Origin of the sequence: Occallatibacter gabretensis, assembly GCF_001449115.1 — a bacterium.
GTDB lineage: Bacteria > Acidobacteriota > Terriglobia > Terriglobales > Acidobacteriaceae > Telmatobacter > Telmatobacter gabretensis.
Genome location: NZ_LAIJ01000009.1, coordinates 2,231,835 through 2,249,176 on the forward strand (window position 1 = coordinate 2,231,835; position 17,342 = coordinate 2,249,176).

At 56.6% G+C, this 17,342-nt stretch carries 13 protein-coding genes and 1 tRNA gene; 8 read left to right on the forward strand and 6 right to left on the reverse strand.

Annotated elements, in window-relative coordinates; all coding sequences use genetic code 11:
* Positions 1-32: 32 nt before the first annotated feature.
* Positions 33-809, reverse strand: coding sequence for a DUF2059 domain-containing protein (locus tag VO84_RS15650; RefSeq protein ID WP_058188497.1), 777 nt, complete (start codon positions 807-809; stop codon positions 33-35).
* 313 nt (positions 810-1,122) lie between these two features.
* On the opposite strand from VO84_RS15650, the gene VO84_RS15655 reads away from it, so the two are divergent.
* On the forward strand, positions 1,123-2,184 hold the full coding sequence (locus VO84_RS15655; RefSeq protein ID WP_058188498.1) for an acyltransferase family protein: 1,062 nt from the start codon (positions 1,123-1,125) through the stop codon (positions 2,182-2,184).
* Positions 2,185-2,255: 71 nt separating this feature from the next.
* Here the strand turns inward: VO84_RS15655 and eno are convergent, their stop codons facing one another.
* Entirely contained in the window at positions 2,256-3,677 is a 1,422-nt protein-coding gene (eno, locus tag VO84_RS15660) for a phosphopyruvate hydratase (protein WP_456243280.1), read from the reverse strand.
* Positions 3,678-3,883: 206 nt separating this feature from the next.
* Here eno and VO84_RS15665 point away from each other — a divergent pair, with 206 nt between their 5' ends.
* Positions 3,884-4,861 (forward strand): hypothetical protein, encoded by a 978-nt coding sequence (locus tag VO84_RS15665; RefSeq protein ID WP_157439917.1) that lies wholly within the window; start codon positions 3,884-3,886, stop codon positions 4,859-4,861.
* A 112-nt stretch (positions 4,862-4,973) separates the two neighbouring features.
* A complete protein-coding gene (locus VO84_RS15670) occupies positions 4,974-6,041 on the forward strand; it encodes a lysylphosphatidylglycerol synthase transmembrane domain-containing protein (protein WP_197414048.1) in 1,068 nt (355 codons plus the stop codon).
* A gap of 64 nt (positions 6,042-6,105) precedes the next feature.
* Here VO84_RS15670 and VO84_RS15675 read toward each other — a convergent pair whose 3' ends face one another.
* Positions 6,106-6,483 carry a cupin domain-containing protein gene (locus VO84_RS15675; protein ID WP_058188501.1) on the reverse strand — a complete coding sequence of 126 codons (378 nt, stop codon included), beginning with the start codon at positions 6,481-6,483 and terminating at the stop codon, positions 6,106-6,108.
* A gap of 115 nt (positions 6,484-6,598) precedes the next feature.
* Positions 6,599-6,673: transfer RNA gene (locus VO84_RS15680), tRNA-Gly, on the reverse strand.
* Positions 6,674-6,786: 113 nt separating this feature from the next.
* Here VO84_RS15680 and VO84_RS15685 point away from each other — a divergent pair.
* A complete protein-coding gene (locus tag VO84_RS15685; protein ID WP_058188502.1) occupies positions 6,787-7,905 on the forward strand; it encodes a DNA topoisomerase IB in 1,119 nt (372 codons plus the stop codon).
* Between the two features lie 65 nt (positions 7,906-7,970).
* Here VO84_RS15685 and VO84_RS15690 read toward each other — a convergent pair whose 3' ends face one another.
* Positions 7,971-8,921 (reverse strand): metallophosphoesterase family protein, encoded by a 951-nt coding sequence (locus VO84_RS15690; protein ID WP_058188503.1) that lies wholly within the window; start codon positions 8,919-8,921, stop codon positions 7,971-7,973.
* A gap of 14 nt (positions 8,922-8,935) precedes the next feature.
* Entirely contained in the window at positions 8,936-12,301 is a 3,366-nt protein-coding gene (locus VO84_RS15695) for a TonB-dependent receptor (RefSeq protein WP_058188504.1), read from the reverse strand.
* Positions 12,302-12,617: 316 nt separating this feature from the next.
* Between VO84_RS15695 and VO84_RS15700 the strand changes: the two genes are divergently transcribed.
* The 4 genes from VO84_RS15700 to kduI all read left to right on the forward strand — a co-directional run bounded on the left by VO84_RS15700 (position 12,618) and on the right by kduI (position 17,334).
* The gene (locus tag VO84_RS15700; RefSeq protein ID WP_058188505.1) at positions 12,618-13,964 is read left to right on the forward strand and encodes a hypothetical protein; all 1,347 of its coding nucleotides are present in this window, start codon (positions 12,618-12,620) and stop codon (positions 13,962-13,964) included.
* A 118-nt stretch (positions 13,965-14,082) separates the two neighbouring features.
* Complete coding sequence (locus VO84_RS15705) at positions 14,083-15,123, forward strand: FAD:protein FMN transferase (RefSeq protein ID WP_058188506.1); 1,041 nt, start codon at positions 14,083-14,085, stop codon at positions 15,121-15,123.
* Positions 15,123-16,403, forward strand: a complete 1,281-nt coding sequence (locus VO84_RS15710) for a Gfo/Idh/MocA family protein (protein WP_231737976.1) — start codon at positions 15,123-15,125, stop codon at positions 16,401-16,403. The genes VO84_RS15705 and VO84_RS15710 overlap by 1 nt, the downstream gene beginning before the upstream one ends.
* A gap of 100 nt (positions 16,404-16,503) precedes the next feature.
* Positions 16,504-17,334: a 5-dehydro-4-deoxy-D-glucuronate isomerase gene (gene kduI / locus VO84_RS15715; RefSeq protein WP_058188814.1), complete on the forward strand. Its 831-nt coding sequence runs from the start codon at positions 16,504-16,506 to the stop codon at positions 17,332-17,334.
* Positions 17,335-17,342 lie beyond the last annotated feature (8 nt).

Consider the following 17,342-nt stretch of genomic DNA (forward strand, 5'->3'; position numbering starts at 1 on the left):
AGCGGGATGTTTGCGGTTCATGTGCGATTGCTTCATGGATGCGGGTGAGAGGCTGCGTTCTGCGCTGCGAGGATCTCGGCGTTGTGTTCTTTTACCGTTTCATGCCAGAGGTCTTGTACCTTCTGTGCGTAGGCTGCATTCTGCTCGTCATCTAGCGGCTTGAGTACAGTCTGGTAGGTCGCGGCTGCTTTCTGATAGGCGGCGCGCTGTTCGGGCGTGAGTTCCTTGATTCGCTTGGTCAGCAGGGCGCTCTCGCCGTTTGCGTCCATTGCGTTGGCGGCGTTTGTATCGGCGGCGTGTCCTACGGAGCCTTGCTGGATGGCGTCTATGACTCGCTGGGTGGAGACGCGCGCGAACTCCTGGCCGGTGGGGCCTTGATACACAAGAATGAGGCCGTTGAGGGTTTCCGCAGTGAGGTACTTGCGATAGACGGGTAGATAGACTTCCGCCATATCGATGGCTGTCACTTTGCGCTCAAATGCAGCCCAGACGTTTGGTGGAAACCATGCGGGGATTCTTTTGCGCGACTCGGCCAATTGATTTGTTGTAGCCGCCTTTGCTCCGCCCAGCGTGCCGGCGGCTTGCAGATATTCGGCAAGCTGGGCGTGGGAGATGGAACTTGAGGAAGCGGTTGCGGGCGGCAGCGGAGGTGGAGAAGCAGGGACGGACTGTGCGCTGACCATCTGGGCCAATGCAAGAGGCAGGGCAACAGAAAAAATAATGCGCACTGGGGTGATTGCGCTGCAGAGGTCTTTTACTCGATAGCCCCATTCGTCAAGGATGGTGAGAACGAGAGGACGTTTGGACACGATGCGTGTGCTCCTGAATCAGTCGAAGTCGCACACTCAGGATAAATGCACAGAATAAAGGGCGTGGACGTGTTGCGGCGTACATCAGTTTGGGTGATCTCATCGTTTAAGAACAATGAGACTAAAAGGTGGAATATCTATTTTGGTGTCATTCCTGAAAGCGGGAACTCAGGCTCAAATTCAAAGCATGGTATTCTTACTATGAGTCACCCTAGACGGACCTGAGATAGACGCGGCGCCTGAAATTCAACACCTTTAAGATATTTATCTTTCCTCACGTTCTGATGCCCAGAACGACGCGGAGGTCACAGCATTGGCCGGGAAAAGAATACAACAACTTGATGGCGTACGCGCTCTGGCCATTCTGGCTGTTTTGCTGTTCCATTCATGGCACGCGAAGCTGCTTTGGATGGGCGTAGATCTTTTCTTCGTTCTTTCCGGTTTCCTCATTACGGGTGTTTTGCTTGACGCGAAACGCCACTCTCTCCGGACTTTCCTGGGGCAATTTTACGCACGCCGAGTGCGACGCATCCTCATCCCTTACGTTGTGTTTCTTGCGTTTGCCAGCTTGTTTGTTGGTATTGGATGGATGAAGCACTGGTACTTTTATATTGCTTTCTTCAACTTTCTGGGGTTCTTCAACATTCCCCAACCCCTAGCATTCGGTACGTTTTGGTCTCTGGCAGTGGAGGAACAGTTCTATCTGCTATGGCCGTTTGCGGTGTACTTTTTGAGTACGCGGCAACTACGCAGACTTTGCATTTTCCTCATGGTGCTTGCGCCTGTACTTCGCGGAAGTATTCATTTCCCGACAGATTGGGCGATTTATCACATGACGCCGTTTCGGATGGATTTGCTCGCAGTTGGAGCTTTCCTCTGCCTGGAATGGCGAGAGCGTCCGGACAGAATTAAGAAATGGGGTACCGCGGTTGGGATATTCCTTATACCCACTGCGGCTGCGGGCATACTTTTGCTCTACCACCTGGGCTATACAAACACTGCAAATACCAGGCTGGGAAACGTCTTAGTCTTCGAAGGCACTCTGGCCATCTCTGTGGGTGCCGTGCTGTATGCGTTAGCTGGAGTTGGAGTGCAATGGCTCAAAAGCGCTCCCCTGGTGTACATCGGAACGATCAGCTATTCGTTGTACCTTACGCATTATCTTTTTCTTGATTACGGACGGAGACACTTCGGTGATCTTAAAGGGGTTCCGATCGGTTTAGCTTTTACGTTCGCATATGCTGTGATTTCGTGGCACTTCTTAGAGCGCAGGTTGCTATCGAGTAGTTCTAAAAAAACAAACCCGGTGGAACAGCCTGCTACCAGTGAGCCCACAGAGCAGCAGTTGGTTACCAGCGAAGTAAAGCCTGTTTAACTGACTCGTTGGCTGGAAAACAAAATGCCCTCGGCTAGCTGAGGGCATTTCTGTCTTAAGCGCAGCAGGAACTAGTCCTGATAGTTGAGGCTTTCGATGCCCAGGAATTGAGCGCCGGAGCCGAGCTCTTCTTCGATGCGGAGGAGCTGGTTGTACTTGGCGATGCGGTCGGTGCGGCTGACCGAGCCGGTCTTGATCTGGCCCACGCCTGTGGCTACGGCGAGGTCGGCGATGAAGGTGTCTTCCGACTCGCCTGAGCGGTGGCTCATGACGGCGGTGTAGCCGTAGCGGCGACCCAGCTCAATGGCTTCGAGTGTTTCCGTGAGGGTGCCGATCTGGTTGACCTTGATGAGGATGGAGTTGGCTACGCCTTCCTCGATGCCGCGCTGCAGGCGGCTGACGTTGGTGACGAAGAGGTCATCGCCGACGAGCTGAATGCGGCCGCCGAGTCTTTCCGTGAGCAAGCGCCAGCCGGCCCAGTCGTCTTCGGCCAGACCGTCTTCGAGCGAGACGATGGGGTACTGCTTTGCCCAGTTCTCCCAGAAGGCGACCATCTCTTCGCTGGAGAGTTCGCGCTTGTCGGATTTCTTGAAGACGTACTTCTGCTTGTCCTTGTCATAGAACTCAGAAGATGCGGGATCGAGCGCAATGGCGATCTGCTCGCCGGGCTTGTAACCTGCTGCCTCAATGGCTTCGAGGATGAGCTCGATGGCTTCGTCGTTGGATTTGAGCGAGGGAGCGAATCCGCCTTCATCGCCGACGGCGGTGTTGTAACCCTTTTTCTTGAGCACGCCCTTGAGGGTGTGGAAGGTTTCAGTGGACCAGCGCAGGGCCTCTGAGAATTGCTCGGCCCCGACGGGCATGATCATGAATTCCTGGAAGTCGACGTTCGAGTCCGCGTGCGCACCGCCATTGAGCACATTGAGCATGGGCGTGGGCAGCAAAGAGGCGTTGACGCCGCCGAGATAACGGTAGAGGGGAATCTCAAGAGTCTGCGCTACGGCGCGAGCAGAGGCGAGCGAGACGGCGAGGATGGCGTTGGCTCCGAGCTTGCTCTTGTTCGGCGTGCCGTCGAGCGCGATCATGGTGTGATCGATGAGGCGCTGGTTGGCGGCGTCAATGCCTTCAAGTTCCGGGGCAATGATGGTTTCGACATTGGCGATGGCTTGGAGGACGCCCTTGCCACCGTAAACGCTTTTGTCGCCGTCGCGGAGTTCGACGGCCTCATGCTCTCCGGTGGATGCGCCGGAGGGCACAATGGCGCGGCCCAGCGCGCCTGATTCCAGAATTACATCCGCTTCAACGGTGGGGTTTCCGCGCGAATCCAGTACTTCCCTGGCGCGAATAGCAACAATCTCAGTCATATCATTCCTCATAATGCGGTGCAGCAGCCGGTCATTCAGTTTGGGACGGCGATCGACAGCGACGGACGCACCGGCGATGCTCTGAATCGTGGTCAGGAGCTCAGGTCCGCGGGCCATTTTTGTCACCATCCCTTCATCAATTTTGGCGAATGTGTCCAACGAAAGTTTAACAAACGTGGCTAACCGCGCCGGTACGGTGCGGGTCACATGTATTTGAGCGTATGGAGAGAATGTTGCCGCATGATGTACGCGCGGCGGAATAGGGCGCGACAGTGGAGCCTGAGCAGGGTTCCAATATATACGGAGCGGTGCGCCGCCTGAAGGAGTTTGATGCGATGAATAGCCGGATGAATCGAGTGAATGCGGTGAGCGGATTGGCGTTGCTTGCCTTGGCGAGCGGCCTGGCTGCGGCGCAGCAGCCGGCTCCGCCACCGCAGACCGACCCGCAGCAACAGAATGCGTACCAGGGGCAGTCGAATCCACCGGCGGACGATACGATTCAGACGGCTCCGGCGCAAGACCAGAGCCAACCGCTGCAGAAGCCTTCGCCGAGCGTGCCGATGCAGCAGCCTGCGCCTGCACCGAATCCTGCTCCGCAGACCGCGCCGCCAATGCAGCCGCCGGCGAATGTGCCGCAGCAGGATGGCGATAGCGGAACCGTGCAGGTGGCTCCGCCACAGCCGGCATTGACGCCACGGTCGCAGGGCTATGATCCCGATGGCGATATTGTGCATCCTGAGCCGCTGCCGCCGGGGACGCTGGAAGAGGGTACACGAATTCGTGTGCGGCTGCAGACGGAGCTTTCCTCCGCACGGAGCGAAAAGGGCGATGCGTTTCGCGGGCGCGTGGATTCGGATGTGATGCAGGATGGACAGGTGCTTATTCCTGCGGGGGCGGAGATAGAAGGCAAGGTGGTGGAGGCTTCAAGTGGCCACTTTGGCGGCCGCGGCTCGCTGCGTCTGCGCCCGGAGATGGTGATTCTTCCCAATGGCTCGCAGTACATGCTTGTAGCGCGGGTGGCCGATACCAGGGACTCGCATACGCGGGTGAACAGCGAGGGAACGATCCAGGCAGGCCCGCGGTATAAGCGCGATGGCATTGAGTATGCCGGAGGCGTGGGTGTGGGTGTGGTTACTGGCGCGGTGCTTGGCGGACCGGCTGGTGCGCTGGCCGGAGGGCTGATTGGCGCGGGCGCTGTAACGGTGCATCTGCTGATGAATCATCCGCAGGCGAATCTGGAGCCGGGCTCGGTGCTGCTGTTTACGCTTAGCAACCGGCTTACGCTGGTAGCTCCTAACGCGACAGGGAACTGATTCATATAAAAGAGTCGGACAAGCAAGTCCACGGGGACTTCACCTTACTCTGCACGGAGACGCATCGGCGCTGTTAGCCTGTGATTAGCAGCGCGTGTCTGCGGGAGAGTTCTTGAAAAAGAAACAACTGATTCTGAGCGGAATTGTGGCGATTGTGCTGATCGCACTCATTCTCTGGGTGCGTCAGCGGGTTCCATTTGATTTCGGCGTATTCCGCACGCAGATTTCGCAGGCGGACTGGAGCAGAATTGCCGAGGCGCTTGCATGTATCTATGCCGGTTACATCATCCGTTCGGTGCGCTGGGCTCTACTGATGCGACATAACCGCAAGGTTGGCCTGCTTTCACTGCTGGGCACGCAGGTGATTGGATTTACTTCGATCGCTCTGATCGGGCGCGTGGCGGACCTGGTGCGGCCCTACCTGGTGGCCAAGAAGACGCAGACTGCCATCAGCGCGCAGGTTGCGGTCTATATTGTGGAGCGGCTATCCGATGCCGGGGCCATGGCTTTGATCTTTTCAGCGATTATTCTGCTTTCGCCGCCGTCAGCGCTGGTGCATCCGGAGATTGTACGCAAGGCAGGTTATTGGGGTCTGGCCGCGACGATGGCGGGTGCGTTGTTTCTGGTCGCTATTCGGTTTGCGGGAGGGGTATTAGCATCGATTTTTGAGCGAGCTCTCGGTGTTGTATCGCAGAAACTGGCGCGGGGAATTGGCGATAAGATTCGGACCTTTCAGACTGGCCTCGATACGATTCGCTCGTTTGCGGATTTCGCGATGCTGACATCGCTATCGATTGTGATGTGGCTGCTGATTGCGGGCGCTTATCTGCTGACGACGCTTGCGTTTGTGAACAGCCCGCAGTTGGCGGCAATGACTCCCGGCAAAAGCGTGCTGCTGATGGCGGTGAGCGGCGGCGCGAGCGTTGTGCAGCTGCCGATTATTGGATGGTTTACGCAGATCGGCATTGTGGCGGCGACCATTCATACGACTATCGGGGCGTCGGCAGAGGCTTCTACGGCGTGTGCTGCCACGCTGCTGCTGGTGACGTTTCTGGGTATTGTGCCGCTGGGCCTGATCTGGGCGCAATTGGAGAAGGTGAATCTCCGCAGCGTAACGGAAGAGAGTGGGCACGCCGGCGAGGAATTGAAAGCGCAGGAAACGCCTGACGCGGCGCAGTGAAATTACAGGGGAAGTGACTGGATCAGGGGGCGCGTGGGCGAGGATGCACTACGGCAACAGACGTTCAGTTCCCGGTGGGAATGATGCCGGCGTTTTCGACCATCAAAATGACTGTGCGTTCAGGGGCGCGGGTGCGATGAAGGACAGTTCGCGGCACCACAAATCCCATGCCCGGATTAAGCTCGATGGTTTTGTCCTCCAGATCGATTAGTAACTTGCCCTCTACAACGTAGAAGAACTCGTCCTCTTCGTCGTGCTTATGCCAGTGGTACTCACCCTCAATGATGCCCACACGGACGATAGAGCTATTGATCTGGCAGAGCGTCTGGTTGAACCATTTGTACTCGCAGGCATCGGCCATCGCTTTCACGTCGATCAGTTCGAGTGGGCCATGCAGTACGTTAAGCCGTGTTTCGTAAGGAAAAGTGGTGGGTTCTGCCATCAAGAGCTCCTTGAAAAGAGAATAGCGTGAAGCACGATCAAAGATCCTTCACAGGATAGGTGCGGCCAAAAGCGGTTCTCGGAAATGAACCAGGGTAGGAATAGCTACGAAGACTTGGAGCGGGAGACCGGGATCGAACCGGCGACATTCAGCTTGGGAAGCTGACGTTCTGCCACTGAACTACTCCCGCTTGCCATTGATAATCAATAACTTACATGATTTATTTCGTCAACTGCATTGGAGTTGCGGTTAACAGCGTGTCTATCCGTAAGGTACCACGTTCAAGTGGCATCCAATTGCATTATGCACGCTGCGACGCACACCCGGCATAGACCCTCCTCATCCAGACTTTCGGTTGAGCAAATCATTGAAGATGCTGCGCAGTCGGCGAAGTCAGCCGGGCTGCGTTATGTTACCGACGCGAAACCCGGCATTCGCCGTCTGCGCCACGACAAGTCATTTCGATATGTGGACGCGGAGGGTCACGCTGTTCGTGACCGGCAGACTCTTGCTCGCATCAAGTCGCTCGTGATTCCGCCTGCATGGAATGATGTCTGGATTTGTCCTCTCGCGAACGGGCACTTGCTGGCCACTGGAAGGGATGCCCGCGGGCGTAAGCAGAGCCGCTACCATCCTCGCTGGCGCGAAGTTCGCGATGAAACAAAATACGAGCGATTGGCGCTGTTCGGCTCCGCGCTGCCGAATATTCGTCAACGCGTCGAGGAAGATCTGTCGAACCCGGGTGTGCCCAGGGCGAAGATTCTGGCGACCATCGTTCGCCTGATGGAAACCACGTTTATCCGCGTGGGCAATGAGGAATACGCTCGGGGCAATCACTCCTACGGGTTGACGACGATGCGCAATAAACACGTTGCCGTCAGCGGAAACACAGTACATTTTGAATTTCCCGGAAAGAGTGGGGTCAAGCATTCTCTTGATCTGCATGATCGCCGACTGGCTCGAATTGTCCGGCAATGTCGCGACCTGCCCGGCTATGAGCTTTTCCAATATGTAGACGAGACCGGAACTCGTCATAGCATTGACTCCGCCGACGTGAACGAGTATCTCCGCGAGATTGCCGGTGATAACTTTACCGCGAAAGACTTTCGCACCTGGGCGGGCAGCGTTCTGGCTTGTGCCATGCTTCAGGGGTTCGAGCCGTTTCTTTCCGAGACCGAAGCAAAAAAGAATATCGTGACTGCAATCAAGGATGTGGCTCGCCACCTGGGCAACACGCCGGCTGTTTGCCGTAAATGCTATGTGCATCCAGCTATTTTTGAGCACTACATGGGTGGGCGGGTGACGCAGGCTCTGAGCGATCTTGTACAAGATGCCACTCTAAAAGACAACATTCCCGTCGGGCTGCGCGAAGAGGAGCGGGCGCTCCTGCGCCTTCTACGCAGGAATGTAGAACGCCCCTGACATGCATGCCAATGTCAGGGGCGTTCTGTTCCGCGGCAAAGACAATCCGGTCTTGATAGAAAAAACTAAACTGCGTGATACGGCTTGCTGTAGTGCGTGGACCACTCCACGAGATTCGAATTCATGAAACGCCATGTGCCGTGATCGGGATCAATTTCGAGAAGCATGTAGGCATTGGGATCGTAGCGAGTGGCGGCCATGATGTAATGCTGCGGTCCGTACGTGTGCGCATAGTCGATCCACCTGTGCACGTGGCCTGATACCACGAGCTGAATCGTGTCCTGATATTTGCGCAGAAGAGGATGCAGGCCGTAGCCCTGAAACTCTGTGGCTTGGACGGCAATCAGCGGATAGTGGATAAAAACAAAGGTGGGCTTGTGCTGCTGAAGCTGAGCTTCAAACCAGTGCAGGTGCTCTTCACCCAATGAGCCAATGCCGGGGTTGAAATCCGCAGCCGTACGATCCTGCGTGCTGCCGAGAAAATTGTTCAGGTGAATGAATTTGCAGCCTTTGTAGTCAAGCACGGAATACGGATCAGCGTTGAACTTGGCTTTGAAGAGGCGATTGCTCATTTCACGCGGCACGTTTTTCACGTCGTAATCGTGATTGCCGAAGCCTAAATGAACAGGCATGTGGAAGGCATCGGTGATGGCCTTGGCATTATCGAGCCGCGTGGTGTTCTTGAAATAGAAGTCGTAATCGGTCGAAGGGTAGTTGTGGAAGTAGTCGCCGATGAGGAAGACCTGCTCGATGGCCGGCGAAAGTGAGTTGATGAGGTCGCGCGCGGAGGTGAGGCGCGGCGTGGTGACAAGAATGCTTTCATTGTCCTCAACACCGTTCTCACTGCCCTTGACGTAGAAGTTGTCGATGATGTGGCTATCGGCAATGAGCGCGATGTAGAAGCGGCGTCCGCCCGCAAGCGCCGCAGCCTCACGCGCCCAGAGAGAGCGCGTGAGGCTTGCAGTTGCAACAGCGGCGGTGAGCGATCCAAACTGGCGTCGCGTGATGGGATTCATGGTGCGAACCTCTCCTAGAAGTTGAACTTGCCTGCCACCTGCAACTGGCGTGGCGGGAAGTTGCTGGTGATGGAGCCGAAGCTTCCGCTGCTGGCATTGGAGGTTGGAGCCGCGTAGTTGACGTGATTGAAGAGATTGAATGCTTCGCCGCGAAGTTCAAAAGATGAGCGGTCATTCCACAGACGGAAGCTTTTGTGCAGGCCGAGATCGAGTTGATTGAAGGTCATATCGCGCAGTGAGTTGCGGCCCGCGTTGCCATAAGCTTCATTGGCGGTGGTTGGAACTGTAACGGCTGCCGAGCTGAGGTAGCCATTCAGCGCAGTTGGAGTTTTGGTCCATTTGCTGGAAGGATTAATGGGGTTTCCGGAAACGTTGGGCCGCTGTACCAGGAGCGGGCTGAGCGTGTAGGCAGCGGACGGGCTATACGTCAGGTTGACCGGCTGGCCGCTGGTGTCGGTGTTGATGGCGGTAAGCTGCCATCCGCCGATGACTGCATCCAGCCCGCGATTCATGTGACTGCCGAACTGACGTCCATTGCCAACCGGCAGATCCCACACAACGCTGAGCGTTTCATTGATCGGCTGGTTGTAAGCGGATTGGCCAGTCTCACCCTTGAGGTTTGCGAGATTGACGCGCGAGTTGTCGCCGTTGGGGGTATCGAGATGGCCCGAGGCGTTGTCGATGGCATGGGACCATGTGAAGGAGTTGAGCACGTAAAGGCCGCCAGAGAAACGATGCTCGAGCTTGGCCTGCAGAGCGTTGTAGCTGAGAAAACCTGCGGGGAGCGACACTTCAATGGTGGTAAAGGTGGGGATAGGACGGCGAGCCTGCACGCTGAGCGAGCCGCCGGCCGCATTGGCCAATGCCTGGTTATAGTCAGCAAGCACCCAGATCTTTACACCGTGTTCGCCGATGTAAGAGACGGTGAGCACCGTGTTCCGTGCGAGCTCGCGCTGCACGTCAAGATGCCAGGATTGGACATAACCGGTGGGAATGTTCTTGGGGATGTAGCGGCTTTGTGCGAGCAGCGTGCTGAAGTTGCTGGCATCGACAAAGTTGCTCGGATAACCTTGCGTCACTGTGCGGAAACAGCCTGCGTAATTGTCTCCCGTGCAGAGAGGCTGCGGTGTGCCTGTGCCGGTAAAGGCGAAGGGAGCAACCTGGATGACGTCGGAGTTAATGATGTAGGGACCGTTATAAGCGAGCAGGTTTTCGCCGCCCTCGCGGTTGAACTGATCAAAGCTGAGGCCATAGGCTGAGCGGATGACCGTCTTTGGATTGATCTGGTAGGCGACGCCGAAGCGAGGCGCAAAGTCGAGTTTCGGCGTGTGAACCAGGGCTTTATTGTAGAGTGAGCCGCTGGAGGCCTGGACGAGCGTGTTGTTGTCCGGATCGAAGTTGGCCAGATGGTTGCCGTCCACGTACTGCGGCGTGACGAGCTCATAGCGCAGGCCGACGTTTACGGTCAGATTCGGCAGCACCTTCCAGTCGTCCTGGAAGTAGAAGAAATCCATGAGCTGGTGGTAGTTGACGATTCGGAAATTGTTGAGCTGGTAGGTATCGCGCGCGCCGGTGAGGAAGTCGGTCAGGTAAGCAGCCTGGCCTGCTCCGGTGTCTTTGGTTCCGCCGCCGTCCTGGCTAAAGCCTTCGTTGAAGGTTTCGCCGCCGTACACGGGGTTGAAGTCATCGATCTCGGTATTGACCGACATGAACTCCCAGCCGAATTTCATGCTGTGGCGGCCCTTGATCCACGAATAGTTCACCTTGGGATTGATGACGAAGGGATTCTGGAATTGCGGGTTGGAGGTCTGCGCGCCCCATGCATTGAAGTTCTTGACACTCTCATTGCTGAGACGGCGAGTGACGGTCGGGTCTGTGGGCAGGCCAGGGATACCAGCCATCGTATTCAGGCTCTCCTCGCCGACGAGGTACGGAGTTTTGCCGCCCTGTGTCCATGTGAAACCAATACGCGCATCCAGTGCTGTATTGGGAGTAAAGGCATGGGTAACGCCGGATGCAATCTGGCGGTTGTAGGCGTGGATTGTGCCGTTTCCGCCATCGCCTGCTTCCCCGGGAACGGAGGTGGCGTCTACGATATTGCCCTTGTGTTCGCTATAGCGGCCGAAGAGCGTGGTCTTCTCGCTCTTGATGAAGTCCAGACGTCCGTCACCTTTGTCGTCTACCAGGGTTGCGCGTGGGAATGATGCGTAGTTATTGGAGAAGCCGGCAACGTTGGGAGAAGGAAGAGCGGCTATTACCAGCGCGGCCAGAGGGGTCCAGTCGGAAGTTGGGACAACGCCGTTCGCATAGACCGTACCGGTAACGGGATTGCGCAGCGGGACAGGAGTTCCTGTAGTCGTCTGGAAGATGCCCTGGCGTTGCTGGGCGTTGGGAACGGTTGCCGTGGTGTACTGGGCCTGTACCTGACGGTTGCCCTCATAGTCGGCGAAATAGAAAAGCTTATCCTTGAGGATTGGTCCGCCAACCGCTCCGCCGAACTGGTTGCGGATCAACTCAGGTTTCTGCTGCTGGCCGGTAAGTGCGCTGGTGGGCGGCGTGAAGGGGCCAATGGCGTTCAGGATGGTATTGCGGTGATATTCCCAGACTTTGCCGTGAAGCTGGTTGGTTCCGCTGTTGATGGATACGTTGATGACGGCGCCTGAAGCGCGGCCATATTCCGCGCTGTAGTTGCTTGTTTCGATGCGGAACTGATTGATGGCGTCTGGTGAGGGGGGAATCGCCTGGTTGGAAAAGCCTTGGTTGGAAGTTCCGTAGGCGTTGTTATCCAGACCATCGAGCAGGAAGTTGTTGAACTCAGATCGCTGGCCGTTCACGTTGTATGAGGCGTCGCGGCTGGTGACGGACTGGTTTTCAAGCGTATTGCGACGAACACCCGGAGCCAGGGCCATCAGGTCGGCATAGGCGCGCCCATTCAGTGGCAGATCCTGTACCTGGGTCTGGGAGACGATGGTGCCGGTGCTGCTGGTTTCCGTTTCAAGCTGCGTGGCCGCGCCGGAGACGGTTACTGTCTCTGAGACGCTACCCGGCTTGAGGGTTACGTCCACGCGCTGGCGGGTACTGACATCGACGGCAAATGGATCGGTGACGGAGTCGCTAAAGCCGGCTGCCGTGGCCGAAATCTTGTAGTGGCCCACATGCACGTCCGGGAACTGGAAATGGCCCTGGTCATCCGTCTGGGTGGTGACAACAACACCCGTAGCGACATTGGTAAGGGTGAGCTTGCTGCCTTGAACCGGTGCACCGCTGGTGTCGCGGACGAAGCCAAGAACCGCCGAGGTTTCAAACTGCGCAAAACCGATAGCAGCTTGCAACCATAAGAAGACGATTACTGCGAGGAGTGAGAAGGACTTGCGTTTCATACTTTTTGCTCCAATGCGTGTTTGCAGTTGTGCAGAAGAATTTTGCGTCGCCGCGCTAGGCGGACAGGCTTCCGAGCTCCATTTCGAGCATAGATGGATTCAGCATGGCGGCTGAACCGCGGGTGGTGTAGGGGTAAACGTAGGGACCATTACGTAACAGAGAGCCTTACCCCTGCTTCACCCCTCTATTTTTCAACAGGATTCGTAGCATACGACAGCTGCCGTTCACAAGAAATTAATCATCGAGCCGTATGTTTAAACCATGCGAAGGTCGCCGGGCAGTGTGCTTTCGGAGGCTGAAATTTCCGAAAAAGGGATGCAGAGTTCGGCCCGGCTGACAGGCGCCGGAGAGCCTATTCCCTTATCTACGCTGCCGGAGTGGCATCTGGTGCAACGGATTGCTGCCAGCCGAGGCTTCGCAAAATCGGAACTGCTAAAGAACTTTCTGCTCTATGTATGTGAGCGATCGCTTATGGGCGATGCGCAGGAGATCACCGAGCAGCGCATTGGAATTCGCATTTTCGGCCGTCCTGAAGGCTACGATCCTGGAGAAGACAATATAGTCCGCAGCTATGCGCGTATGTTACGCAAGCGGCTGGATGCTTATTTTGTGGAAGAAGGCGCTGGGGAAACCCTGCGTTTGCTGGTTCCGCGTGGTGGCTATGTTCCCGCGTTCGAGGTTGTGGCCGGGGCACGAAAGCCTGTTGCCGCGGAAGTTCCAGCTTTGTTTTCGATCCATGAAAATTCTGCGCCTTCCATGGCAGAGGCTTCCGATAAAACGCGAGCTTTGACTGCGAAAACTCGATTTCACTGGTATTCCGCCGCTCTGGGGCTGCTTGCAGGCTGCGTGCTGGCGGTGCTGATCTGGACAACGGTACATGTGCTCACGGCCCAGAGGAACATTTCCGCGGCCCATGCTCTGTGGACGCAGATGTTTGAGCCGACCCGCAATACTTTGATTGTTCCGGCGGATAGTGGATTAGGCATCATCGAAAATCTGACCCACAGCCAGGTGAGTGTGGATGCTTATGCAAACGGTTCGTTTCTTGCGCAAATGCATGCCCCTGAGGGGCTGGATTCAGGCAACTTCAACGATTTGAGCAGCCAGCACTACACCAGCGTGGTCGATCTGGGCATTACCGCGGCATTGGAACGGCTGCCTGAATTTATAGCGGATCGCACGCAGATTCGTTATGCCCGTGCTGTTACCGCGGAAGATATTCACAACTCGAATGTGATTCTTCTTGGCTCGGTACACAGCAATCCCTGGGTTGGTTTGTTTAACAACAGGGTGAATTTTCAATTGTCGTATACGCCGGAGGTTGATCGCTCCTTCGTCGTGAATCAGCATCCGTTGGCCGGCGAGTCGGCGACTTATCGCAATGAGACGAACGGTACGCTCAATCGCACGTACGGCACGGTGGTCTATCTTTCCGACGCAGGTGGTGCGGGACATGTGCTGCTGATTCAGGGATTGAATATGGCGGCAACCCAAGCTGCGGCAGATATTTTGTTCAACAGGAAAACAATTGTGCCTGTTCTTGCGCAGGCAGCGCGCCGTGATGGGCCTATGCGCTCGTTTGAGTTGCTGGTGGAAACCACCAGCATTGGCGCCGCGGCACCGGAGGCGCGAGTGATTGCCACACGGGTGTATCCGCAGTGATCTCAATAAAATCCCAAACTACATAACCGGCAGGAGTTAGGCTGGAATAGGACCTCTCTGCAGAGGTCAAAGGCATATGGGATTTGTGAATATGCGAGCCTTTCTTTGGAGGCGGTTGTTGGCCGGGGCAGTGCTCCTCTTCGGGGCGGCAACGCTCACGGCGCAGTCTGCGAAATCCCCTGAGACGCTTTATACCGAGTCACGTCCCGCGATGGGCACAGTTTTCACAATTGAGTGCTACATGCCCGACGCGGACAGCGCAGACCGCGTCATGGATGCAGCCTTTGAAGAGATCTCTCGGCTTGAAGCGTTGCTCAGTAACTACCAGTCATCGAGCGAGCTATCGCGAATCAGCCGCGAGGCGGGGGATAGTCCGGTGGTGACCGACCCTGAGACTTTTCGCTTCCTTACGCGGTCTCTCTATTGGAGCGAGCACTCCCATGGAGCATTCGATATTACCGTAGGTCCGCTGCTTCGAGCCTGGGGCTTCAAGGCCCGGAATGGCCATGTTCCAACTCAGCAAGAACAGAAGGGTCTCCGCGATCAGGTCGGATGGGAGAAGGTGCAGCTTGATCCGGCGGCCCATACTGTTCGATTTACCACCGGGAATGCAATGGAACTGGATCCCGGAAGCATCGGAAAGGGATTTGCAGTGGACAGTGTGGTGGCTCTGCTTCGCGAAAATGGAGTACACGCTGCATTCATCTCAGCGGGCGGCAGCACGCTGTACGGTCTGGGAACACCGCCGGATAAAGCAGGATGGCCAGTCGAGATTCCCGATCCCCGCACGCCAGGCAGTGTAGCGACTACGCTTCTGTTGCACGACATGTCTCTTTCGACAGGAGCATGCACGGAGAAGTTCTTTGTGCAGAATGGACACCGCTACTGCCACATCTTCGATCCACGTACCCTGATGCCTGTGGAGGGAATGCTGCAATCATCAGTGATTGCGCCTAGCGCGACGGATAGCGATGCGCTTTCAACCGTTGTCTTTGTGCTGCCACCTGATCAGAGCAAGGAGGTTCTGCGCGGGCTGCAGGACACGCAGGCTATCCTGTTTCTATCGGTGCCTGGCGCATCGAATTGCGTTGTCATCGGAGCTTCGAAATCCATCTGCGATGATCACACACCGATAACGAGAGAAGGAGTTCGTCCCTGATGGATCGTCGTTCGTTTACCCAGGGCCTCTCAGCGCTCGCCCTGGTTTCTTCCGCTTCATTGAGTAGTTCCGCGCTGCAGACTGCTGCCGGCGCGGCTGCTGCGCCGGCAGCCGCTGACGATACGCGAGCTGCGCGACAGATTGCGCATACGACCATAAACACGCCGCTGCGATTGGGCCTCATCGGGGCTGGCAGCCGTGGGCAGGAACTCGTGCGGAGCTTTCTGCGCGTCCCCGGAGTCAGGATTACCGCGACCGCCGATGTATATCCGCCGCGATTTGAGCAGCTAGACAAGGTGTGCGGCTACCAGGTGGCCAGACACGCCGACTATCGCGCGCTTCTCGATCGCAAGGACCTCGACGTCATTGTGATTGCCACCCCACTCGGCCTGCACGCGGAACATGTACTCGCAGCGCTCAAGAGTGGCCGGCCTGTGTATGGCGAAAAGACTATGGCTTACACCATCGCGCAGGCGCGAGAGATTGTAGCGGCGGTGGCTGCCAGTAAGCAGGTTTTCCAGGTCGGCCATCAGTATCGTTATTCACCATGGATTCGCGCCGCGCTGGCGCGGGTGCAGGCGGGCGAGATTGGCGACGTCACGCACGTTCTGGCGTATTGGAACCGCAACAACAGCTGGCGGCGGCCTGTGCCTGATCCATCTTTGGAGCGGCTGATTAACTGGAGGCTTTATCACAAGTGGTCGCTCGGGCTGATTGCCGAACTGGGATCGCATCACATGGACATCGCGAATTGGACCATGGGCTCTTACCCGGTTGCTGTGCAGGCCTCGGGCTCCATCTGTTACTACCGCGACGGGCGCGAGACGGACGACAATGTACAGGTGATTCTCAGCTATCCGGGCGGCCGCCGGATGGTTTTCACCTCGATGACCGATAACGCAAAGCAGGGTGACCAGCTGTGGCTTTATGGAACCAAAGGCTCATTGAATTTGACGCTGCAGGACGCGACATTCTTTTACGAGCCGCGAAAAGTGACGGCCGTCAAGGAAGAAAAGGGCGATAAGAAACAAGAGCCTGTAGTCACAAGCGCCTCATACAGTCCGGCCAACGAGATGCCATATCGCGGCCCCGGAAAATCTGTTGAGGTAAAGGATCCCGAAGACCCGACGACGGCGGCAACACGTGCGTTCGTATACTGTGTTCGAACAGGAGAGCGCCCCATTGCAGATGAACATGTGGGCCTGGGCTCTGCACTTGCTGTCGTGTCTGCCAATGAGGCGAGAGTCGCCAAGCGCGAGGTTGAGATCTCTGCCGTCTAGGCCGTTGCAGCGACCTTCCCAGATTGCGTATCGTTATTGGAATTCAGACCAAAGATGAGAGCCGCTCAACGAATTGCGAGCATCCAAGAAGATGGAGATCATGAAGATCATACAGATGGCAGATCTGGTCCGGTTCCGGACAATGACGACGCAGGAGCTTCGAGACACATTTCTCATCAGCAGCCTCTTTCAGCCGGGACAAATTTCATTCCTCTACGTCGATCTGGACCGCACGGTGATCGGGTCAGCGGTTCCGCTTGCAGAGCCGCTGAGGCTTTCCACCTACGATGCGTTGCGCGCCTCCTACTTTACGGAGCGCCGTGAGTTGGGAGTACTGAATATCGGCGGCCCTGGCACAGTGCAGGTGCGGGATGCAGAGTACGAACTCGGTAAGCTGGACGCCTTGTACGTGGGGCGCGGAAACGAAAAGGTCGTGTTCGCCAGCAAGGACGCTTCCCATCCGGCCGAGTTTTATCTCTTGAGTTATCCATCCCACGCGGTGCACCCCACAAGCCTGATACGCGCAAGCGAGCAGCAGGGAAGTAAGCTCGGCTCGTCGGAGACTGCGAATCTGCGTGAGATTACGCGCCTGATTCATCTCAATGGAGTGAGAAGCTCGCAGCTGGTGATGGGCTTTACGCGCCTCGCGCCAGGCAGTGTGTGGAACACGATGCCCGCGCATACTCACATGCGACGTTCTGAGGTCTACTTTTACTTTGACCTTGACGCAGACCAGCGCGTGGTTCATCTCATGGGGCCCGGCGACGAAACGCGGAACCTCGTCGTTGCAAACAAGCAGGTGGTAATCTCGCCTGGATGGTCCATTCATTGCGGCGTTGGGACCAAGAACTATGCGTTCTGTTGGGGCATGGGCGGCGAAAACCAGGAGTACAGCGACATGGACGCGCTGGCTATTGCGGATCTTCGTTAGCAGCAGGC

What these genes read in the sequence shown, in the direction of transcription:
- VO84_RS15685 (WP_058188502.1), top strand. Translation starts at nt 6,787, where the DNA reads ATGCACGCTGCGACGCACACCCGGCATAGACCCTCCTCATCCAGACTT.
- VO84_RS15665 (WP_157439917.1), top strand. Translation starts at nt 3,884, where the DNA reads ATGAATAGCCGGATGAATCGAGTGAATGCGGTGAGCGGATTGGCGTTG.
- VO84_RS15675 (WP_058188501.1), bottom strand. Translation starts at nt 6,483, where the DNA reads ATGGCAGAACCCACCACTTTTCCTTACGAAACACGGCTTAACGTACTG.
- eno (WP_456243280.1), bottom strand. Translation starts at nt 3,677, where the DNA reads ATGGTGACAAAAATGGCCCGCGGACCTGAGCTCCTGACCACGATTCAG.
- VO84_RS15695 (WP_058188504.1), bottom strand. Translation starts at nt 12,301, where the DNA reads ATGAAACGCAAGTCCTTCTCACTCCTCGCAGTAATCGTCTTCTTATGG.
- VO84_RS15690 (WP_058188503.1), bottom strand. Translation starts at nt 8,921, where the DNA reads ATGAATCCCATCACGCGACGCCAGTTTGGATCGCTCACCGCCGCTGTT.
- VO84_RS15710 (WP_231737976.1), top strand. Translation starts at nt 15,123, where the DNA reads ATGGATCGTCGTTCGTTTACCCAGGGCCTCTCAGCGCTCGCCCTGGTT.
- kduI (WP_058188814.1), top strand. Translation starts at nt 16,504, where the DNA reads ATGAAGATCATACAGATGGCAGATCTGGTCCGGTTCCGGACAATGACG.
- VO84_RS15700 (WP_058188505.1), top strand. Translation starts at nt 12,618, where the DNA reads ATGCAGAGTTCGGCCCGGCTGACAGGCGCCGGAGAGCCTATTCCCTTA.